Here is a 22,262-nt window from a genome sequence, read left to right on the forward strand (position 1 = left end):
TCCCCCACCACCTCCAACATCTGACCCACCAAATCCACCCCCACCACCGGCGCCACCGCAGCAGGCGCAACCACCGCAGCAGGCGCAACCACCGGGGCAGGCGGAACCACCGGAGCAGGCGCTATTACCGAGGCAGGCGGAGCCACCGGGGCAGGCGGAGCCACAGGGGCAGGCGGAGCGACCGGCGCCACCACCGCAGTTCCGTTGGCAATGACGGTAATTGGAGCAGGGGGCGCGGTGACCGCCGGCGGGGCCACGAGACCTTGCAAAACGCGTTGCAGACTGTCGAAGGCGTCCCGCAGCGTTCCTACCGCTGCGATCATCTCCGTCACCGCTTCGGCACTCAGCACGGGTGCGGCCGAGGGCGCCGCAACGGGCGCAGGAGCGGCCATCGTCACCGGTGCGGGCGGAGCGATCACGGCGGTCGCGGACGCACCGAGGTGGCCGTGACCATTGCCATTGCTGGCGGCATGACCGTTGCCGTTACCGGCGGCGTGACCGTTGAGCGCGGCCGCGGGCGCGGCAGGCATCACCGTCGGGGCAACCGGCGCCGGCGGCGGGACCGCGGACGGCGTGCCGTTGATGTGGACCACGGGGGTAATGGATTCAGATGGCATGAATTTGGACTCCGATTCGGTCCTGTGCCCGTTGCTGCGGCCACTGCGGTCGAGAATTGCTTCGATATCGGACGGTCGGCGCACAGCCTCATCGCTGATTGGCGGCCGTCCATAGTTGGATCCATTGATCTTTAAGGTCAGCTTCGGCTTCTCGCGGTTACGCGGATCGTCACCGATGCGATAGTCGGCCCACAGGCCCTCGAAATTCATCGGGACTCCGGCGGCGACGAGTTGGGCCAATCCGATCCACAGCGATCGAATACCATTGCGGCCCTTGGCATCCAGCGATACCGCGGAGTGCTCCTCGCCGGCGAGACACTTGCCGACGAGATTTGTCAGCACGCCGCCGGGGCCGACCTCGATGAAGGTGCGCGCACCGGCGCGCCACATTGCCTGAATCTGCTCGACGAACCGCACCGGCTGAGCGATCTGGTTGGCAAGCGTGGTCCGCATTTGCTGCGCATCACCGGCATACGGCTGCGCCGTCGCATTGGCGTAGACGGGCACCTCGGGCATGCCGAACGCGACACCGGCCAGGAATGAACCGAATGGAACCGCCGCGGGGCTGACGATGTCGGAATGGAATGCGGTGGCGACATCCAGCCGTCGCGCCTTGATGCCCGCCGCGGCAAATCGCTGCGCCGCGTGGTCGATGGCGGTGCTATTTCCGGACAGCACAGCCTGATTGGGAGCATTGTGGTTCGCGATGACAACCGGGAGCCCCCACTCCCCGATCAGCTGGCGGACCTGCTCGACGGGCGCGGTCACCGCACACATCGCGCCGTCGCTGTTGGTGGCCGCTTCGGCCATCAGCTGACCGCGCTTACGCGCGATCTGCAGCGCCACCTCACCGCTGAAAACTCCTGCGGCACAGAGCGCGGTGACTTCGCCGAAGCTGTGACCACCGACGGCAACGGGTGCAATGCCAAGCGAGCGAATCACCGAGAGCAGACTCAGACTGTGCGCGCCAATGCCCGGTTGTGCCCACTCGGTTTTCGTCAGCTCCGCCGACTGCCCCGCGCGCTCGTCATCGGTGAATGCCGTCTTCGGCCAGACGACGTCGTGCAGATCGCGATCGGCATTCAACCGGTCAGCTCGTGCGCACTCCCATGCCGCCAACGCGGGCTCATGGAGTTGCGGCAGGTCGGCGCCCATGCCGACGTACTGGCTGCCCTGGCCCGGGAACAGCAGTGCGACCGGCCCCGGTCGCTGCGCCGAGTAGAAGTAACCCCTCGGTGAGGCGAACGACGACGGGACATCCGCCGCGCTGAGCTTCGCCGCGACTTCGTCGAGCATCGTCTGCAAGGTCGCGACGCTGTCGGCGACGACGGCCAGGCGGTGGGGTTGCGCGGCGTTGTACGCGGCTTGCGTGCTGCGCGCGATCCAGCTGAGCATGTCCGGACTGTCGACCAGCGACGCGGACAGCGCAGCGGCTTGCTCGGAGAGCGCCGCCGCAGAAGGCGCGCCAAGGACGACCAGTTCGCAATCCCAGGAACGGAACCGATACGCACGCTTTCCGGTACCCGTGTACTCCTCGACGGCGACGTGAAAGTTGGTGCCGCCGAAGCCGAACGAGCTGACCGACGCACGCCGGGGAACACCGTTGTCGGCCAGCCATGGCTTGGACTGGGTGGAAAGGTAGAACGGCGACTGCTCGATCTCGAGGGCCGGGTTCGGCCGGTCGATCTTGATCGTCGGCGGCAAGACCTTGTGGTGCAGGGCCATCACCACCTTGAACAGCCCACCCGCGCCGGCCGCGCCCTTGGTGTGCCCGATCTGGGACTTGACCGAGCCGAGTGCGCACCACTGGCGATCCTCGCGCCCCGACGCGTTGAAGACCTCCCGCAACGCTTCGAACTCCGCGGCGTCCCCGGCCTTGGTCCCGGTGCCGTGCGCTTCGACCAGCCCGACCGTTTCCGGGCCGTAGCCCGCGGCCGCATAGGCGCGCCGAAGCGCTTTCGCCTGGCCAGCCGGGCTGGGTGCATAGATGCTCTTTGCCCGGCCGTCCGAGGAGGTGCCGATGCCCCGGATCACCGCGTAGATCCGGTCGCCCTCGCGCTCGGCGTCGTCGAGACGCTTGAGCGCGAACATGGACAGTCCTTCGCCCAGCATCGTGCCGTCGGACTGGTCGGAGAAGGGGCGGCAGTCGCCACTGGCCGACAGCGCTGTCACCTTGGCGAAGCACATGTACATGAAGATGTCGTTGAAGGCATCGACTCCGCCGGCGAGCACCATGTCTGATTCGCCGAGGTACAGCTCGTGCAGCCCGGCTTCGAGTGCCGCCAGCGAGCTGGCACACGCCGCATCGATGACGCAGTTGGTACCGCCGAGATCGAAGCGGTTGGCGATCCGCCCGGCGATCACATTGCCGAGCAGCCCGGGAAAGGTGTTCTCCTGCCAGGTCGCGTAGTTCGACGTCACGCTTTTGCTGAACGCGGCAACCTCAGGCTCCGACAGACCGGCAGCCCGAAGTCCTCGCTCCCAGACCGGCCGGTGCAGACGTCCGCTGATATAGGTGATCAGCTCCGTCCCGCCGGAGGCGCCGAGGATGACGCTGATCCGTTCGCGATCGATGTGAGAAAAATCACCCCCCGCCGCGTCCTCCAATACCTGTTGCGCGACCCGAAGAGCAAGCAGCTGGGCGGTATCGGTTGCGGGCATAACGTTCGGCGGAATGCCGAAATCCATTGGTGAAAAGTCGACATCAGGCAAGAATCCACCGCGACGCGCGTATACCTTGTCCGGCATATGCGGATCGGGGTGGTAGTAGTCGTCAATGCGCCAGTGTGACTCGGGGACCTCGGAGAACAGGTCGACGCCTCCGATGATGTTGCGCCAGAAGCGCTCGGCTTCGGGAGACCCGGGAAACAGCGCGCTGACGCCAACAACCGCGACTGGGGGGTGCTTGGATGCCATCGATCACCTTTGCATTGGCTAGACGAGCAACATCGAGTGTTTACTTGCGGCACGCCGAAGATTGATCGTCCGGGTTTTGCTGCATTGACCTGTCCCCCCAGACAGGCCGAGCGCTCGCCGGGACCATATCAGAACCGCGTCTCTTGTACTGACGAACTGTCAATACCGTTTGACCGACATTCGGATCCGGCAGTGACTAACGGTTTCCTGGGTTGACATCGCCCGTTGTGAGTGATTCGAGCACGTCTGCCAGCAATTTCCGTTGTCGCACAACGTGCGTCCGGTCGCCGCGGCAACAGCCGCCGGGCGGATGCGTAAACGCACCCGGCGAGCTTTGCTAAAACGCCCGGATACGACGCCGTGGTGATCGACGACGTTCAATTCGGGCGTCTCCAAATCTGTCAGTTCGCAGTTACTGGCGAGTAACAGGAAATAGTTGGATATTGTGCGCGTTCCGCCGTCTTTTGCGCGCACTCGAATAGACCGTGTCAGCTCCGGTGCGCCGCGAAAGCGGATCGTCCCCGCGGAATTATCGGACCACAATGCGCTAACCGCACGTCAGCAGCTCACAATTCCGCAACACCGGTACAGTTTGTCGCCATGCGGAAAGCGTTCGGCATTCATCTGCCGGAGGCCGGAAACACCTACAAAGAAAGCGGGCGTGGGGTGTAGTTGAACGCATCCGCCGGAACGGGCACACCGCATTTGCGAGCCTGGTGGGCCCGGCTGATGTGGGTGGCGCCCTCAAGCAAATTCAGCGCTACTTGATCGACTGTCCGCTGCTCGGCGTCCTCCAGATAGCTACCCGCCACCCAGCTGTTGAAGGCTCCCATCGAGGGGCCGCACCAGATCTGGTAGTCCAGGACACGATCCGGTTGCCCGTCGATCGCCCACCGGCTTGATTTGCCGAGGTACCAGCGGAAGACCAGCCCCATCTGATATTTCGAGTCTCGGGTCGCGAGTTCAAGCACCGCGGGGTCGCGCTGCTCCCAGTACTGATGTGTTTCGGCCCAGACCTCTCCGACAGTCTTGCCGAGGATTTTCTCCAGCTCCGCACCGTGCTTGTCCACGACGGCACTCAGGTTGGGGTTGGCCGCATACCACTCATAGAGCTTCTTCGCCCGGGGGCCGAACATGGCACCACGCTTGAGGACCTGAAGGTTCACGCCCATCTCGAACATGTCGGACGCCGGGGCCATCATCACGTCGGCCACTGCCGCCTTGGCCAGCATGCCGCGGGCGTGCGGCGAAAGGCCCGACTCGATGCACGACTGGTTGACAGAGCCGGTCAGTACGTAGGCGGCGCCCATCGCGAACGCGCCCGCGACCGACTGTGGTGTTCCAAGCCCCCCGGCGGCACCCACGCGGATCCGGGTGGCCAGGCCGTGCTGCTGTGCCAGCCTGTCGCGCAGCAGGACGATTTCCGAGAACAACGCCGGCAGCGGGCGGTTGTCGGTGTGGCCGCCGCTGTCGGCCTCGACCGTGATGTCTTCGGCCACCGGTACATGCTGGGCGAGCTCGGCTTCCCGCTGAGTCAGCTTGCCGGACGCGACGAGCGCCGACACCAAGGCCGCGGGCGCGGGCTCCATGAACATGCAGGCGACCTCGGGACGCGAGATCTTGGCCATCACGTGGTTCTTGCGGACGATCGCGCCGGCCGGGTCGGTCGACAAGCCCGACAGGGCGTAGTGCACGACCGCGGGGGTCAGCTTCATGAACGCCGAGGCCTCGACGACACGGACGCCCCGTTCGATGAACAGCTCGGCGACCCGGCCCTCGAGCGCAACCTCGTTGGGCGAGTGGATCAGGTTGGCGCCCCAGGCAAGTGGTCTGCCGGCCAGCCTCGCCTGAATCTCGCCCAGCCCTCGTTCGACGGCAGCGAACGAGAGGCCGCCCGCGCCGAAGAAGCCCAGCATCCCGGCCTCCGCCATGGCCACCACAAGTGCAGGAGTGGCGATCCCGTTAGCCATGGCACCGGTGACGTAGGGGAAGCGGATCCCGTGGGACTCGCAGAACTCGCGGTCGCCGAGCCATTCCGGATAGATCGGCGGCAGCGTCCCCATCAGGGATATGTCGGACCCACCGGCGCCGACCAGTTCACCGCCCATCGCCAGGCCCAGCTGACCGGTGGCATCCTCGCGGACGACATGAACCGGGTGGCGCACGTACTGCAGGATGTGAGCGATATCTTGCGGCGCGAATGCCGCCGGCGCGGTCGTCGCGCGCCAGCCGCCCAAGATTGGGCTCACAGCCGCTTCGGTGCGATCGCTCAATACAGCGGTAGGCCGCTCATCCACTGCCGAGTCCTTCCATCACAGCGTTGACGCGTATCCCCCGCGGTGGCCGAAGCCATCTGTCGAAAATCAAGAATGAGCTTCTCATGGACCGCGACCGCGCGGCTGAGGAATCTCAACTCCGTCCGGAAACTTGTCGGAGCACCTTTTTATAATCGAACTTATGTTCGAACTGGCCGATCCCGCCGATCTGGTGACAGAGATCGAGTCGACGCACCGGCAGGAGTCGATGTTGGTGGCGCGGCGGATGGCCGCCGTGGCGGCATTGCTTCGGCACCGAGTGGCCGCCACCGAGCAGACCGAACGCGGGCGGGACTATGCCGTGATCGACGGGTTCGAGCGGACCGCGGCCGAGGTGGCCGCCGCGATGAACCTGTCCCCGATGGCGGCAAGTTATCTGGTGTCCTACGCCGAGGCACTCGATACCCGGCTTCCCAACCTCGCGGCTCTGCTGTCCGAGGGCCGCACCGACTGGCGCACCGTCCGGTTGATCATCAGCCGGACCGACCTGATCACCGATGACCGGCTGATCGCCGAGGTCGACCGTTCACTGGCCACCCGCATCGGGAAATGGCACGGCTGGTCACGACAACGCATCGTCAATGCGGTCGACGCCACGGTGCGGGGCGTCGATCCCGATGCTGCCCGTCAACGACGCGAGACCGCCGAGAATGACCGGTATATCGCGATCAGCACGCTGGACAACGGGATGGCGGACATCTACGGCACCGTCGGGGCCACGGCCGCGACCGCCTTCGATCGTCGGCTCTCCCAACTCGCGGGCCAAGTGTGCGCAGCGGACCCTCGGACGATGGATCAGCGCCGTGCCGACGCCTTGGCCGCGCTGACGCAGGGGCGCCGCCTGGGATGCCGCTGCGAACAGCCGGGCTGTCCTGCGATGGCCGGCGCCGACGACAGCGAACCGGATTCAGCCGGTGTGCGGGTGGTCGTCAACGTGGTCGCCAGCGCACAAACGGTCTATGCCGACAGCGATGAGCCGGGCTACCTCGAGGGCTACGGGATCATCGACGCCGAGCAGGTCCGTGAATTGTCCGGCGCCGCAGCACAACTCGTTGCCAACCCGCTCTCCAGCCCGGCGGAGGCACTGCGCTACCAGCCATCCGCGGCACTCGAACGCTTTGTTCGTTGCCGGGATCTGACCTGTCGCTTCCCGGGCTGTAGCCGTCCCGCAGTGGTATGCGATATCGACCACACCATCCCGTTCAACCACCAGGACCCAACAGCCGGTGGCCTGACGGTGGCACACAATCTCAAATGCCTTTGCCGCCAACATCATCGGCTAAAGACCTTCCACGGCGGATGGCGTGACACACAACTTGCCGACGGCACCGTCAACTGGACCTCACCCAGCGGGCGGGTGTACCGGACGCACCCGGCAGGGGCGGACCTTTTCGCGCACGCGCGCGGACCGGCGTGTGCCACACCGACCCCGGTGCGACGCGACAAATCCAAGCAGCGACGTGCTCGGATCAGTCAAGCGCGCATGCAGAATCGGCGGTCGCAAGCCCGCAAAGAGGAAGTTGCCGCGCGCAAGTTCCGAAACTATATGCGCGACAGTCTGTTCGCATTCAAGGGCACATCGAGCACCAGCCCGTTCTGCACCTGGATCAACGAACCCCGCGAGCCCGAGGAACTACCCGATGATTGGGTCCCCGACGTCCCGACGCGGTTGCCCGACGACCCACCCTATTGATAAAACCTCACGACAGCCTTTCGCGCAGACGGCGATTCACCGACTCCGGCAACAGCTTCGAGACGTCGCCGCCCATCATCGCGACCTCTTTGGCCAACGACGACGACACGAACGAATACTGCGGCGCGGTCGCCACGAAGAAGGTGTCCACGTTGGCGATGTGCTTGTTCATCTGCGCCATCTGCAACTCGTACTCGAAATCGGTGTCGGTGCGCAGGCCCTTGACGATCGCGGTCATCCCATGGGAGGTGACGAAGTCCACCACCAGGCCTTGCCCGACCTCGACGCGCAGATTCGGCAGATGGGCCGTCGCTTCCTCGATCATCGCCACCCGCTCGTCGATCTCGAACATGCCCTTCTTGGCGGGGTTGGTCAGGATCGCCACCACGACCTCGTCGAACTGACCCGCGGCGCGTTCGAAGACGTCGATGTGGCCCAACGTCACCGGGTCGAATGACCCCGGGCATACGGCGCCGCTCATAAGCGACCAAGGTAGCAGGGCGCCTCAGCCATATTCGGCCAGCTCCAAGCGGGTGTCGCCGTAAATCCGCTCCGGCCACGAGGTCCAGCCGTCCGGCCAGGTCAGCGAGGCGCCGGCGGCGGCCCGCTCGACGACCGCGACCGTGCCCGCGCGCACCCAGCCATGGGCGCTCAACGCGGTCAGGACCGCCTCGACCTCGGTGGCCTCGACGTCGTAGGGCGGGTCGGCCAGCACCAGATCGACCGGGGATGCGGTCCCACCGGCCAGCACCCCGGCCGCCGGGCCCCGGCGCAGCGTCGCGCCGGGCAGACCCAGGGCGTCGATGTTGCGCGCGATGACGGCCGCGGTGCGCTGATCGGACTCGACGAACAGCGCCGAGGCCGCACCACGCGAGAGCGCTTCCAGACCCAGTGCGCCCGAGCCCGCGTAGAGGTCGAGCACCGCTAAGCCGCTCAGGTCACGCCGCGCGGTGACGATGTTGAACAACGACTCACGCACCCGATCGGTGGTCGGCCGGGTCCCGCGCGCCGGCACTGCGAGGCGTCGCCCTCCGGCGACGCCGCCGATGATGCGCGTCAGCTCAGCACCACCAGCAGATCTCCACCCTCGACCTGCGCGGTGCTCGACACCGCCACCCGGCCCACGGTGGCGTCCTTCGGAGCGGTGATCGGCGCTTCCATCTTCATCGCCTCGATCGTGGCGATGGTCTGGCCCGCGCTCACCCGATCGCCCTCGGCCACTGACACGGTGACGACCCCGGCGAAGGGCGCCGCGATGTGGTCGGCGTTGTTTCGTTCGGCCTTCTCGGCGGTCGGGATCGTGCTGGCAATGCTGCGGTCGCGCACCAGCACCGGCCGCAGCTGGCCGTTCATGATGCACATCACCGTGCGCATACCACGCTCATCGGGCTCGGAAATGGCCTCCAGACCGATCAACAGGTCGACCCCGCGTTCCAGTGTCACCTGGTGCTCTTTGCCCTGCCGCAGACCGTAGAAGAACTGATTGGCCGACAGATGCGACGTGTCACCGTAGATTTCCCGGTGCTCCTCGAATTCCTTTGTCGGACCGGGGAATAGCAGTCGATTGAGGGTGGCTTGGCGTTTGGTACCACTGAGCGCGAGCCCGGCCTCGTCTTCTCCGCTGAGCTGCTGAACCGGCTTGGCGGGCCCGCGGCCCTCCAGCGCGGCGCTGCGTAGCGGCTCCGGCCAGCCACCGGGCGGATCCCCGAGCTCGCCACGCAGGAATCCCACCACCGACTCCGGGATGTCCAATCGCGAAGGCTCCGAAGCGAATTCGTCTGCGGTGAGACCCGAACCGACCAGGGCAAGCGCCAGGTCGCCGACCACCTTCGACGACGGAGTGACCTTGATCAGCCTGCCCAGCACGCGGTCGGCGCCCGCGTACGCCTCTTCGATCTCTTCGAATCGATCGCCCAATCCCAGCGCAATCGCCTGCTGGCGCAGGTTCGACAATTGACCACCCGGGATTTCGTGGCGATAGACTCGCCCCGTAGGACCGGGAAGCCCGGATTCGAAGGGCGCGTACACCTTTCGCAGCGCCTCCCAGTACGGCTCCAGTGCGCATACGTCCGAGAGCGACAGGCCGGTGTCGTGCTCGGTGTGTGCGGCGGCGGCGACGATCGAGCTCAGGGCCGGCTGGCTGGTGGTGCCCGCCAGCGGCGCGGCGGCACCGTCGACGGCGTCGGCACCCGCATGCCAGGCGGCCATATAGCTGGCCAGCTGGCCGCCCGGGGTGTCGTGAGTGTGTACGTGGATGGGCAGGTCGAACCGACTGCGCAGCGCGCTGACCAGCTGATGTGCGGCCTGTGGCCGTAGTAGCCCGGCCATGTCCTTGATGGCCAGCACGTGCGCACCTGCGTCCACGACCCGCTCTGCCAGCTTCAGGTAGTAGTCCAGCGTGTAGAGCCGCTCCCCCGGGTCGGACAGGTCACCGGTGTAGCACATCGCGACTTCGGCTATCGCCGAACCGGTTTCGCGAACGGCATCGATAGCCGGGCGCATCGAGTCCAGGTTGTTGAGCGCGTCGAAAATTCGGAAGATGTCGATACCGGTCGCGGTCGCCTCTTCGACGAACGCCGAGGTGACCAGTTCCGGATATGGCGTGTACCCCACCGTGTTTCGGCCTCGCAGCAACATCTGCAGACAGATGTTGGGCATCGCTTCGCGCAGCGTGGCCAGCCGCTCCCAAGGATCCTCTTTCAGAAAGCGAAGCGCCACATCGTAAGTGGCACCGCCCCAGCACTCCACCGACAGCAGTTGCGGCATCGTCCGGGCCAAATAGGGCGCCACCATCATCAGCCCACTGGTGCGGACCCGGGTCGCCAGCAGCGACTGGTGGGCATCGCGGAAGGTCGTGTCGGTCACGCCCACCGCGGGCGACTCGCGCAGCCAGCGCGCAAAACCCTCGGGCCCCAACTCAACCAGCCGCTGCTTTGATCCGGCCGGCGGCTCCGCCTCGAGATCGACCAAAGGCAGCTTGTCGTGTGGGTACACCGTCGACGGGTGCGTGCCATGCGGATGGTTGACCGTGACGTCGGCCAGGTAGTTGAGGATCTTGGTGCCCCGGTCGGCCGAGCCGCGCGCGGTCAGCAGGTGTGGGCGCTCATCGATGAACGACGTGGTGATCCGGCCGGCCTGGAAATCCGGATCATCCAGAACCGCTTGCAGGAACGGAATATTCGTCGACACCCCGCGAATCCGGAACTCCGCGATCGCGCGCCGGGCCCGGGACACCGCAGTGTGGAAGTCGCGGCCCCGGCAGGTCAACTTGACCAGCATCGAATCGAAGTGGGCGCTGATCTCCGCGCCGAGGTTGGTGCTGCCGTCCAGACGGATGCCGGCACCACCGGGACTGCGGTAGGTGCTGATCCGCCCGGTGTCGGGGCGGAACCCGTTGGCCGGATCTTCGGTGGTGATCCGGCATTGCAGTGCGGCGCCGTGCGGCCGGATGTTCTCCTGGCTCAGGCCCAGATCCTCCAGCGTCTCGCCGGAGGCGATGCGTAACTGGCTGGACACCAGATCGACGTCGGTGATCTCCTCGGTCACGGTGTGCTCGACCTGAATCCGCGGATTCATCTCGATGAAGACGTAATGACCGCTCTCGTCCAGCAAGAACTCCACGGTGCCGGCACAGCTGTACCCGATATGCCGGGCGAAGGAGACGGCGTCGGCGCAGATCTTGTCGCGCAACTCGACGGAAAGGTTTGGCGCGGGCGCCAATTCGATGACCTTCTGGTGGCGACGCTGTACGCTGCAGTCGCGCTCGTGCAGGTGGATTACGTTGCCGGTGTTGTCAGCCAGGATCTGCACCTCGATGTGACGCGGCTTGACCACCGCCTGCTCGAGATAGACCGTCGGGTCACCGAACGCCGACTCGGCCTCACGGCTGGCGGCCTCGATCGCCTCGGTCAGCGAATCGATGTCGGTGACGCGCCGCATACCTCGTCCCCCGCCACCGGCAACAGCCTTGACGAACAACGGAAACCGCATGTCGGCGGCAGCGGACACCAGCTCCTCGACAGACGCCGACGGCGCCGAAGATGCGAGCACGGGCAACCCGGCTTCGCGGGCGGCCTCGATTGCCCGTGCCTTATTCCCGGTCAGCTCAAGGATTTCGGCGCTGGGACCGACGAACGTGATGTCGGCGGCCGCGCAGGCCGCGGCCAAGGCCGGATTCTCCGACAGGAAGCCGTACCCGGGATAGACGGCGTCGGCGCCGGCCCGAGAGGCGGTTTCGACGATCTCGTCGACGGACAGGTAAGCGCGCACCGGATGACCGACGTCGCCGATCTGATACGACTCGTCGGCCTTGAGCCGATGTACCGAATTGCGGTCCTCGTACGCATACACGGCCACCGTGCCGACGCCGAGTTCGTAGGCCGCGCGGAACGCGCGTATCGCGATCTCACCGCGATTGGCCACCAGCACCTTGGAGATCACCTGCGACTCCTTACAGAAGTGTCGACCAATAGTCCCAGAACCGCACCATGATCAGCAGAAACACCGCGGTGAACCACAGCGCGGTGATCGACCATCGCCATTGATAGAGCAGCCGCGCGGCGGTGCTGTCGAGCACCGGACGAAACACGATGGATCCGACCACCACCAGCAGCGTGATCGTCATCGCCCACACCACCATGCAGTAGGGGCACAACGCCCCGATCCGGTACAGACTTTCGAAGATCAGCCAGTGCACAAACCCCGCACCGATCAGCAGTCCGATTTCGAGCGAAACCCAAAACCATTGAGGCAAACGGACTTTCGCCACCGCCAGGACGCCGGCGACCAGCACCACGGTGAACGCCCCGATACCCAGCAACGGGTTCGGAAAGCCAAACAGCGACGCCTGCGGCGTGACCATCACCGAACCGCACGACAGGATCGGGTTGAGATTGCACGACGGCACATACGACGGGTTGAGCAGCAGGTCGATCTTCTCGACGGTCAGGGTCGCCGACGAGGCCAGTCCGATCGCTCCGGCAATCAGCACCCACCACGCGCTGAGCGCCGGTACCGATGGATCACGCGGGGAAGCCGGTGTCGGATCGCCGGATCCCCCGGCGGGTTCGACCGACACCGGGACCGTCACGAAGCCGGAGGAGCGACGGGTGCGTCGATACCCGGCACGTCGCCCACGATGGTCTTGATCTTTCCGACCAGCGCATCGGGTGTCGACGGCTCGTAGTTCTCACCGTTGATCTTGATCGTCGGGGTCGCGGTGATGCCCGCGGCCGAGGCTTCGCCACTGACCTTGGAGATGTACTTCCCGCTGTTGATGCAATCCGGTACCTTGCCGACGACGCCGGCCTCGCGGGCGAGTTCGATCAATTTGGCGTTGTCGGGGAAGCTGCTCCCGCGCTCGTCGGGCTGGATACCGGTGGTGAACAACGCAGTGTGAAAACGACGGAACGCGTCCATGTTCTCGTCGGCGACGCACAGCGCTGCCGCCCCCGCCCGCGACGAATAGTTCTGGTTCTTGGAGCTGTCGAGAATGGCCACCATCGAGTAGTCGGCCGCGATGGCTCCGGAATCGATCAGCTTGGAGATCGTCGGCCCGAAGGTGCGCTCGAAATTGCCGCAGGCCGGGCACAAGAAGTCCTCGTAGAAGGTCACGACAGCCTTGGGGTTGTTCGTCCCGGGCTGGTTGACCACCTTGCTCGACGTCACGCGAACGGTGTCACCCTGACCGGCGATGCCACCCTTCTTGTCCTTGTGCGATGTCACGATGTAGAACACCAGCGCGACCGCGAAGACGATGATGAACGCGGTGCCGCCGATCTGGATCAGCCGGCCGGACTTCCCTTCTGACGCCTTCAGGTCGAATCGGGGGGGACGTTTCGATTTGTCGGCCACAGCTTCGGTGATCCTTCTGTGTTGGGTCGGCGTGCGGACCTTAAGTCGGAGACCGCGCTACTAGATTACCGGCGAGCGCGGCGCGGCAAATCAGGCCCGGCTCAGGTGAGCGCGCAGTGCGGAAATCAGATCACTGGTCGCGGCCGCGCTGGCGCCCCCCAGCTGAAACAGGCTGGCGAAGCCGTGTGTCAGCGAGCCCATGTACCGCAGGTCCACCGGGGTGCCGGCGTCCTGCAGTGCGGCGGCGTAAGCCTGACCTTCGTCGCGCAACGGATCGAATCCCGCCACGGCGATCAGCGCTGGCGCCAACCCGGACAATGATTCGGCATACGCCGGCGAGACGCGCGGATCGGTCAGGTCGATGCCGGTGCCGTTGAGGTACTCCGCGGTGAACCAGTCGATATCGCGTTTGGTCAGCAGGAAGCCGCGGGCGAACAGGCTCAGCGAGCGATTCTGCGCGGTGAAATCGGTCCGCGGGTAGATCAGCCACTGCAGCAGCGGCGCCGGACCGCCCTCGTCGCGCGCCAATTGGCATACGACGGCGGCCAGGTTGCCGCCCGCGCTGTCTCCCCCGACCGCGACGCGCCCCGGGTTCGCGCCGAGTTCTCCGGCATGGTCGTGGGCCCACTTGAACGCCGCGTAGGCGTCGTCGATCGCGGCCGGCGCCGGATGCTCCGGCGCCAGCCGGTAGTCGATCGACAGCACCTGAATCCCGGCGTCTCGGCAGGTCAAGCGGCACAGCGCATCGGCGGTGTCCAGATCTCCGATCGTCCAGCCGCCACCGTGATAGAAGACCAGTAAGTCCGCGGGCCCATCGCCGGCCGGACGGTAGTGGCGGGCTCCGATCCCGCCCGCCGGCCCCGGAATCGTCAGGTCGTCGACCATGACGTGAATCTGGGGACCGGGTAGCGACAGCAGCGTCTGGCGCATCTGCGCCCGCGACGCCACCGGGTCGTCATTGACGTCCAGTCCCTCGATGCCGGAGAGCCGCGTCGCGGACAGGACCAGCTGCAGCGTCGGGTCAAGCGTGTTGCCATCGATGATGATCGACCGGCCGCCGAATATCAGCCGCTTCGCCGGTGTCGGGATCCAGGGAATGGCCTTGACGCCGACATTGGTGACGACGTCCTGCACGCGATCGGCCCAGCGCGTCGATCCGCGTCGAGCTCCGGGATGCAGGTCCGGCGCGCCTGGCAGACTCTGTGTCATGTCCGGCCCCCTCGAATCAAACTCAGTCACCCTCAATGACGGTCATACGATCCCCGCCGTCGGGTTCGGAGTCTTCCAGGTCCCTCCGGCAGAGACTGAGCAGGCGGTACGTACCGCGCTGCAAGCCGGTTACCGGCATATCGACACCGCTGCCGCCTACCGCAATGAACGGGAAACCGGGCGCGCGATCGCCGATTCCGACGTGCCGCGGGATCAACTCTACGTGGTGACCAAGCTGTGGAACTCCGAGCAGGGTTACGACAGCACGTTGACGGCCTTCGACGCCAGCATGGACCGGCTCGGCCTCGACTATCTCGACCTCTACCTCATCCACTGGCCGGTGCCGGCGCTGGGAAAGTTTGTCGAAACCTTCAAGGCTTTCGCCCATCTGCGCGACCAGGGCCGGATCCGCTCCATCGGAGTCAGCAATTTCGCGCCGGAGCATCTGATGGTTCTGATCGATGCCACCGGCATCGTTCCCGCGGTCAATCAGATCGAGCTGCATCCTCGCTATCCCCAGACGGAATTACGAAAGGTGCACGCCCAGCGCGGAATCGCGACCGAGGCGTGGGCGCCGCTGGGCCAAGGAGCGCTGCTCACGAATCCGACCGTCACGGCTGTTGCGGAAGGGTGCGGGCGGACACCCGCCCAGGTGCTGATCAGATGGCACATCCAGCTCGGTAATATCGTGATCCCCAAGTCAGTGAACCCTGCCCGGATTGCGAGTAACTTCGACGTGTTCGATTTCGATCTCAGCGCCGATGAAATGGCGACGATTTCCTCGCTCGATGACGGAAGTCGGCTTGGTCCTGATCCACGAACCTTCAGTTTCACAGGTAGGTGAATGACGTGACTGGCGATGCGGGCCTCGCCGTGCCCTCGATCACTCTCAATGACGAAAACACGATGCCGGTGCTTGGTCTCGGCGTCGCGGATTTGTCGGAGGACGAGACCGAACGCGCCGTATCGGCGGCGCTCGAGATCGGCTGCCGGCTGATCGACACCGCTGCGGCTTACGGCAATGAAGCCGCCGTCGGTCGCGCCATTGCCGCATCCGGGATTCCCCGCGCGGAGCTGTTCGTCACCACCAAACTCGCCACCGCCGACCAGGGTCTCAAGGGCGCGCAGGATGCCTGCGAAGCCAGCCTGGAACGACTGGGCCTGGATTACCTGGACCTGTATCTGATCCATTGGCCGGCCGCGGCGCTGGGCAAGTATGTGGATTCCTTCGGTGGCCTGCTGCAGGTCCGCGCCGCCGGACACGCCCGCTCGATCGGTGTCTCGAATTTCACCGCCGAACACCTCGAGATGGTGATCGACCTGACCTTCACCACCCCGGCGGTCAATCAGATCGAACTGCACCCGCTGCTGAACCAAGACGACATGCGCAAGGCCAACGCGCAGCACAACGTCGTGACGCAGTCCTACACACCGCTGGCCCTGGGCAAGCTGAACGACAATCCGACCGTGAATTCGGTGGCCAGTGAGTACGGCAAGACGGCGTCGCAGGTGCTCTTACGGTGGAACGTGCAATTGGGCAACGCCGTCGTCTTCCGCTCGGCGGCACCGGAGCACATCGCCACCGACTTAGACATCTTCGATTTCGAATTGGCCGCCGAGCACGTGGACGCGATCAACGCGCTCAACGACGGAACCCGGCTGCGCCCGGATCCTGACACCTACGAAGGCACCTAGGACCCGGCGACGGCGCCGGGCACCCGGCCCGACTGTGCGTCTGGCCCTCTCACGGTCCCGCCGGACAGGTGGCCGCGGCCTGCCGCAGCACGGTCGCCGATGCCTGGTCCACTGGCAGCTGATACCCGCGCAGCACCGCGATGAATTGCATCGCGTACTGACAGGCGAACGCCTTGTTGGGCGGCATCCATAGGGCCGGCGCCTGGTCACCCTTGTCCTGATTGGCCTGGCCCTGCACGGCCAGCAGGTTGGCCGGATCGTTGGCGAAGCGCAACCGTTCGGGATCCGGCCAGCCGAAAGCCCCCATGTCCCAGGCATAGGCGAGCGGGACGATGTGGTCGATCTGCACCGCTTCGCCGACCTTCGCGCCGCGCTGGAATGCGATCGTGGTGTTGGTATACGGGTCGTGCAGTGTGCCGGTGGCGACGGCGGTGGGGCACCGCTTGATTGCCACATATGTCTTGTCGACGAGATCGCGGTCCAGGATGTCGTCGCGGGTGTCACATCCGTTGTGCCCGCCCGGGGCGTCGTTGTCGTCGTCCCATGCATCGCCGAAGGCCGACCTGCGGTAGTCATAGTGGTGCACCCGAAGTGGTGCCACCGCAACGCCGGCCAGCACATCGGTGCCGGGCGCCACCGTGGGCACGTCTGCGCGTGCGGCGATCTCCGCGTGCCTGGCCGATGTCGATCCCAGCGTCTGGTAGGCGACCAGCACCGCGAGCACCGCGGCTGCCGATAACCACAGCAGCACTTTGCGGCTCACGACTTGTCCAGGTATTCGATGCGATCCGAGTCGGTGAATTGTGCTGCCAGGGAATCTAATTCGGGATTTTGACGGTCAGCCTCATACGCTCGGGTGCAGAAATCGCGCGCGGCTTCAATGTAGGCCAGATGATCGGCCAGCGACAGCAGCCGCAAATTGATCGCCCGGCCGGACTGGTTGCGGCCCAGCACGTCTCCTTCCCGGCGCTCTCTCAGATCCAGCTCGGAAAGGGCGAACCCGTCCAGCGTCGCGGCCACCGCGGTCAGCCGCCGGCCGGCCGTAGAGCCCGGCGAACTCCACGTCGCCAGCAGGCACAGGCTCGGATGCCGGCCGCGGCCGATGCGGCCACGCAGCTGATGCAATTGACTGATCCCGAATCGGTCGGCGTCCATCACCAGCATCACCGTGGCATTGGGGACGTCGACACCGACCTCGATCACGGTGGTGCACACCAGCACATCGGTTTCGCCGTTGCGAAACGCGGCCATGGCGGCGTCCTTGTCCTCGGCGGACAACCGTCCGTGCATCAGCCCCAGCCGCACGTTCGACAGCTCACCGCAACGCAATTGCGCGAAGAGGCCTTCGGCGGTAGTCGATTTGCGGGCATCGCCCTCAGTGTCAGGCTCGTCGGTCTCGTCGATGCGCGGTGCCACCACGTAGGCCTGCCGGCCGGCTGCCACCTCCTCGCGGATGCGCTGCCAGGCGCGGTCCAGCCAGGCTGGTTTGTCCTTGACGAAAATGACGTTGCTGGTGATGGGCTGGCGGCCGCGCGGCAGCTCGCGCAGTGTCGAGGTTTCCAGGTCGCCGTAGACGGTCAACGCGACGGTGCGCGGTATCGGCGTCGCCGTCATCACCAGCAGGTGCGGCGTGATGCCCGCAGGTGCTTTGGCGCGCAAACGATCTCGTTGCTCGACGCCGAATCGGTGTTGCTCGTCGACGACGACCATGCCCAGGTTGGCGAATTCCACCACGTCCTGCAGCAGGGCATGCGTGCCGATGACGATGCCAACCTCACCGCCGGCGATCTCGCGGCGCACTTGGTTCTTCTGCGCGGTCGACATCGATCCGGTCAGCAGCGCGGCCCGGGTCGCCACGCCGCCTTCACTATCGGCCCCGCCCAGCTGGCCGGCCATCGCCAGTGGTCCTAGTACGTCGTTGATCGACCGCAAATGTTGTGCGGCAAGGACTTCGGTGGGAGCCAGCAGTGCGCACTGGTAGCCCGCATCGACCATCTGCAGCATCGCCAGCACCGCGAGGATCGTCTTGCCCGAGCCGACCTCCCCCTGCAGCAGCCGGTTCATCGGGCGATTGGCCGCCAGTCCATCGGACAGCACGGCGAGCGTTTCGCGCTGTCCGGCCGTCAGCTCGAAGGGCAAGCGGCCCAACAGTTGCGCGACCAAACCAGTTGACCGTCGGGGCGCCGATGGTCCCGATTGCGACAGCTCGCCGTGCCGGCGTGCAACCAGTGCCCATTGCAGGCCGACGGCTTCGTCGAACGTCAATCGTTCGCGCGCGCGGCGGCGCTGCGCCTCGTCCTCGGCGAGGTGGATCGCCCGCAGCGCGGCGTCTTCGGACATCAGGCCGCGCTCGGCGACCAACTCGGCGGGCAGCGGATCGGGCACCGGATCGAGAACCTCGAGCACCTGGCGCACGCAGGCGTAGATGTCCCAGCTCTGCAGCTTGGTGCTGGCCGGGTAGATCGGGAAGAAGCGGCGGTCGAATACCGACGTCAGTTCCTCGCCGGACAGGCCCGCGGAGGTGTCGGCGATGGTTTTCAGCGATTTGCTGCCGCGGTTGCGCCCGCTCGGCGAATCCAGGATGAGAAAGTCCGGATGCGTCAGCTGCATGACGTTTCTGAAGTAGCCGACTTCCCCGGAGAGCATCACCCGAGTGCCCTCGGTGAGGTCCTTGCTGAGGTAGTCGGCGTTGAAGAACGTCGCCGTCACCTTGCTGCGACCCGCGCCCACGGTGATGCGCAGGCATTTGCGCCGCGGGTTCTTCTTCATCGGGAACGAGTGGGTGTCGGTGATCGTGTCGACGAGGGTGATGTGCTGGCCGACTTCGGGCGAGTCGTCGGCGGCATCCCATCTCGCGGCCGTCTCGGTATAGCTGCGCGGGTAGTGGCGCAGCAGGTCGTCGACCGTGCGGATGCCGAACACCTCGTCCAGGGAATTCGCCGCCTTGGCGCCCAGCACGTAGTCCAGCCGATCGCTGCGCGAGGCCACGATTACTCGACGCCGATCAGCAGTGCGTCGCCGCGATGGCCGGTGCGGTAGGTCACCAGCTCGGTGCCCGGATGGTGGTCGTGGACGTGCTCTTGCAGGACGCTCGTCACCGAATCGTCGTCGATGCCGGCACCGACCAGCACGGTCACCAGGTCGCCACCGGACGCCAACAGCAGATCGAGTAGGCCAATCGCCGCCCCGGGCGCGTCGGCGGCCACGATCAACACCTCATCACCCGCGATACCCAGGCCGTCGCCGGGCTGACAGCGGCCCGCCCAGGTCAGCGCGCTCTCGGTGGCGATACGCACCGATCCGTACCGAGCGCCGCCGGCGGCACGCGCCATCGTGTAGCCATCGTCGACCGCCTGCCGGTCCGTTTCGTGCACGGCCAGCGCCGCCAGCCCTTGCACCATCGACCCGGTCGGTATCGGCACCACGTCGATGCCCCAGCCGATGGCCGCGGTGCAGCCGGCGACCAGCTCCTCGGCCGCCACGTAGCCGTTGGGCAGCACCATCACCTGCGCGGCGCCGGTGTCGACCACGGCCCGCATCAGCTGGTGAGCGCTGATACCGGTGACCGGGTCGCCCGCGTCCGCCGCGGGCGACAGCACGTGGGCGCCCTCGCCGGCGAACAGCTCGGCGGCGCCGCTGCCGTCGACGACCGCCAGCACGGCCCGTTCCTTGGTCCAGCTGCCCGCGGGCAGCCCGACGGACCCGGAGCTCAGCGACGAAATCATGATCCGGCTCAGCCGTCCGGCCGCCAGTCCGGCTTCGACGGCGGCGCCGGCGTCGTCGGTGTGCACGTGCACCGAATAGCTGGCCTGGTTGGTGAACGGCGCGGCCGCGATGGCCACGGAATCACCCAATTTCATCAGCCGGTCCCGCAGTGCGGTGGCCGCCGGCGGATTGCTTCCGTCCAGCCGATACATCACCTCGAACTGCGGTGCCGGCCGTTCGGGGGCGCCGGCCACCTGCTGTTCGCGCGGTGAGAGCTCATAGACCGTGCGGGCGGGTGGCTGGCCGCCGACCGTCGAACGCAGCGCATCCAGCAGCACCAGCAGGCCCCGCCCACCGGCGTCCACGGCACCGGCGTCGGCCAGCACATCCAGCTGCTCAGGGGTCTTTTCCAGCGCGACGACTGCGGCGTCGCCGGCCGCGGTGATGGCCGAGGCCAGCCCGTCGTTCGCGCACTTCTCCACGGCGTCGGCGGCCGCCCGCAGCACCGAGACGATGGTTCCCGGGACTTCCTGGCCGCCCATCGAGGTGATCACCAGCTCGACACCGCGCTGCAACGCCGCACCGAGCAGCACCGCATCCATGTGTGGCAGCTCACCGCCGGAGCCCGCGGCCGCGGTGGCGGTGACGTCGGCGATACCGCGCAGGATCTGCGACAGGATCACCCCGGAGTTGCCACGCGCTCCGTTGAGCGCACCGGCGGACAGGGCGGACGCGACCCGGGCGACGCAGCGGGGGCTGGCATCCGCGCCGATCCCGGCGTTGGCCTCGGCCAGCGCGGAACGCATCGTGAACAGCATGTTTGCCCCGGTGTCGGAGTCGGCGACCGGGAAGACGTTGAGACGGTTGATCTCGTCGATGTGAGTGATCAGGTCGCTGACGGCGGTGTGCGCCCAGTCCCGCAGCGCCGGTGCGTCGAGCAGACGATCCGAACTGCGCACTGCGACCCACCTCCTCGGAACCGTTCGAGCAGACCGCCCGCGAGCCACATCGTGCCGGTATGGGCTGACCGGCCTATTGAGCCTAGCCAGCCGCGCCGACGCGTTCAGAAGTAAGCCGAGCGTCAGTTGTGGATCGTTTTGGTGGTTGCCCACCACAGTCGGTATCCTGGGCTGTCGCGGCGCGCAATCCGTGCCGGACCCCCGAACATTTGAGGAGCTTGAACGATGGCCGCTGTGTGCGATATCTGCGGGAAAGGCCCCGGCTTCGGTAAGTCGGTGTCGCACTCCCACCGGCGCACCAGCCGGCGCTGGGACCCGAACGTGCAGACGGTGCACGTCGTGGCGCGTCCCGGCGGCAACAAGCAACGTCTCAATGTCTGCGCGTCCTGCATCAAGGCCGGCAAGGTCGTACGCGGCTAGCCGCAGCTACATCACGATGTGTCCGGCGTCCACGGGTATCGATACGCCGGTGATGTAGCGGGCGCGGGGACCGACCAGCCACAGCACGGCTTCGGTCACGTCCTGCGGCTCGACCAGCGGCACGTCGGGTAACAGCATCTGCGCGACGGCGGGGTTCGGATTCTCCAGCATCCGGTTCACCACGAAGTCGTTGAGGATCATCGGGGTCATGACTCCGGCCGGATGGATCGAATTGACCCGAATCTTGTGCGGCGCATAGGCATTGGCGGCCGAACGCATCAGCCCCACCACACCGTGCTTGGATGCGGCGTAGGCGAACATCGCCGCGGTGCCGTCGCCACCCCGGCCGGTCAGGCCCTGCGACGAGCTGACCATCACGATCGATCCGCCCTTGCCCCCGCGAATCATCGACGGCACCGTCGCCAGCAGCGTGTGCCAGACCCCCTTGAGGTTGGTGTCCACGATCGAGTTGAACACCGGCTCGTTGCGGATCTCGGTGTCACCGATCGCCACCACCCCGGCGTTGGCGATGACGATGTCCACCTCGCCGAGATCGTCGACCGCGGTCTGCACACCGGCCTCCAACTGGGGCAGGTCGCGGACGTCGGCGACGACGGGCACCGCCTTGCGGCCCGCGGCTTCGACCAGGCGCGCGGTCTCTTCGAGATCCGCTTTGGTCCCCAATGGATAGGGAATCGCGTCGATATCGGCGCAGATGTCCACGGCGACGATGTCGGCGCCCTGTTCGGCAAGCGCCACGGCGTGGCTGCGTCCCTGGCCGCGTGCCGCACCCGTGATGACGGCTACCGAATTGTCGAGTTCACCCATGACGGGCAACGTACCTGCCTGCGGCCTTAACATCTGCATCAGGGGAGGATGG

Annotated in this window: 16 protein-coding genes; 4 read left to right on the forward strand and 12 right to left on the reverse strand. The window is 66.2% G+C overall.

Annotated features, from left to right (window positions below):
• Positions 1-3,533: beta-ketoacyl synthase N-terminal-like domain-containing protein (locus tag AAHS21_RS25970; RefSeq protein ID WP_342930405.1), on the reverse strand; the 3,533-nt coding region annotated here is incomplete at its 3' end.
• A gap of 644 nt (positions 3,534-4,177) precedes the next feature.
• A complete protein-coding gene (locus AAHS21_RS25975; RefSeq protein WP_342930406.1) occupies positions 4,178-5,782 on the reverse strand; it encodes a PfaD family polyunsaturated fatty acid/polyketide biosynthesis protein in 1,605 nt (534 codons plus the stop codon).
• Between the two features lie 208 nt (positions 5,783-5,990).
• Here AAHS21_RS25975 and AAHS21_RS25980 point away from each other — a divergent pair, with 208 nt between their 5' ends.
• The gene (locus tag AAHS21_RS25980) at positions 5,991-7,541 is read left to right on the forward strand and encodes an HNH endonuclease signature motif containing protein (protein WP_342930407.1); all 1,551 of its coding nucleotides are present in this window, start codon (positions 5,991-5,993) and stop codon (positions 7,539-7,541) included.
• Positions 7,542-7,548: 7 nt separating this feature from the next.
• On the opposite strand, the gene coaD is transcribed toward AAHS21_RS25980, so the two are convergent.
• From coaD to AAHS21_RS26010, 6 genes are all read right to left on the reverse strand, one after another.
• Positions 7,549-8,022: a pantetheine-phosphate adenylyltransferase gene (gene coaD / locus AAHS21_RS25985; RefSeq protein WP_096286008.1), complete on the reverse strand. Its 474-nt coding sequence runs from the start codon at positions 8,020-8,022 to the stop codon at positions 7,549-7,551.
• A 24-nt stretch (positions 8,023-8,046) separates the two neighbouring features.
• Positions 8,047-8,601: a 16S rRNA (guanine(966)-N(2))-methyltransferase RsmD gene (gene rsmD / locus AAHS21_RS25990; protein ID WP_342930505.1), complete on the reverse strand. Its 555-nt coding sequence runs from the start codon at positions 8,599-8,601 to the stop codon at positions 8,047-8,049.
• Positions 8,598-11,981 (reverse strand): pyruvate carboxylase, encoded by a 3,384-nt coding sequence (locus tag AAHS21_RS25995; protein ID WP_342930408.1) that lies wholly within the window; start codon positions 11,979-11,981, stop codon positions 8,598-8,600. The genes rsmD and AAHS21_RS25995 overlap by 4 nt, the downstream gene beginning before the upstream one ends.
• A 10-nt stretch (positions 11,982-11,991) precedes the next feature.
• On the reverse strand, positions 11,992-12,630 hold the full coding sequence (locus AAHS21_RS26000) for a vitamin K epoxide reductase family protein (protein ID WP_342930409.1): 639 nt from the start codon (positions 12,628-12,630) through the stop codon (positions 11,992-11,994).
• Positions 12,627-13,394, reverse strand: a complete 768-nt coding sequence (locus tag AAHS21_RS26005; protein ID WP_342930410.1) for a DsbA family protein — start codon at positions 13,392-13,394, stop codon at positions 12,627-12,629. The genes AAHS21_RS26000 and AAHS21_RS26005 overlap by 4 nt, the downstream gene beginning before the upstream one ends.
• A gap of 90 nt (positions 13,395-13,484) precedes the next feature.
• Positions 13,485-14,603 (reverse strand): alpha/beta hydrolase, encoded by a 1,119-nt coding sequence (locus AAHS21_RS26010; protein WP_342930411.1) that lies wholly within the window; start codon positions 14,601-14,603, stop codon positions 13,485-13,487.
• On the opposite strand from AAHS21_RS26010, the gene AAHS21_RS26015 reads away from it, so the two are divergent.
• The gene (locus AAHS21_RS26015; RefSeq protein ID WP_342930412.1) at positions 14,602-15,447 is read left to right on the forward strand and encodes an aldo/keto reductase; all 846 of its coding nucleotides are present in this window, start codon (positions 14,602-14,604) and stop codon (positions 15,445-15,447) included. The genes AAHS21_RS26010 and AAHS21_RS26015 overlap by 2 nt on opposite strands.
• A 5-nt stretch (positions 15,448-15,452) precedes the next feature.
• Positions 15,453-16,298 carry an aldo/keto reductase gene (locus AAHS21_RS26020; protein WP_342930413.1) on the forward strand — a complete coding sequence of 282 codons (846 nt, stop codon included), beginning with the start codon at positions 15,453-15,455 and terminating at the stop codon, positions 16,296-16,298.
• Between the two features lie 49 nt (positions 16,299-16,347).
• Here AAHS21_RS26020 and AAHS21_RS26025 read toward each other — a convergent pair whose 3' ends face one another.
• From AAHS21_RS26025 to AAHS21_RS26035, 3 genes are read right to left on the reverse strand one after another with little or no spacing between them, the layout of a single operon-like run.
• Complete coding sequence (locus tag AAHS21_RS26025; protein WP_342930414.1) at positions 16,348-17,061, reverse strand: HNH endonuclease family protein; 714 nt, start codon at positions 17,059-17,061, stop codon at positions 16,348-16,350.
• On the reverse strand, positions 17,058-19,286 hold the full coding sequence (recG, locus tag AAHS21_RS26030) for an ATP-dependent DNA helicase RecG (RefSeq protein WP_342930415.1): 2,229 nt from the start codon (positions 19,284-19,286) through the stop codon (positions 17,058-17,060). Before recG ends, AAHS21_RS26025 begins: the two co-directional genes overlap by 4 nt.
• Before the next feature lie 2 nt (positions 19,287-19,288).
• Positions 19,289-20,962: a DAK2 domain-containing protein gene (locus AAHS21_RS26035; RefSeq protein ID WP_342930416.1), complete on the reverse strand. Its 1,674-nt coding sequence runs from the start codon at positions 20,960-20,962 to the stop codon at positions 19,289-19,291.
• Between the two features lie 225 nt (positions 20,963-21,187).
• On the opposite strand from AAHS21_RS26035, the gene rpmB reads away from it, so the two are divergent.
• Positions 21,188-21,382 (forward strand): 50S ribosomal protein L28, encoded by a 195-nt coding sequence (gene rpmB / locus AAHS21_RS26040; RefSeq protein ID WP_036467958.1) that lies wholly within the window; start codon positions 21,188-21,190, stop codon positions 21,380-21,382.
• A 6-nt stretch (positions 21,383-21,388) separates the two neighbouring features.
• Here rpmB and AAHS21_RS26045 read toward each other — a convergent pair whose 3' ends face one another.
• A complete protein-coding gene (locus tag AAHS21_RS26045) occupies positions 21,389-22,210 on the reverse strand; it encodes a mycofactocin-coupled SDR family oxidoreductase (RefSeq protein WP_342930417.1) in 822 nt (273 codons plus the stop codon).
• Positions 22,211-22,262: the final 52 nt, after the last annotated feature.

This window comes from Mycobacterium sp. 050272, assembly GCF_039023525.1.
Classification (GTDB): domain Bacteria; phylum Actinomycetota; class Actinomycetes; order Mycobacteriales; family Mycobacteriaceae; genus Mycobacterium.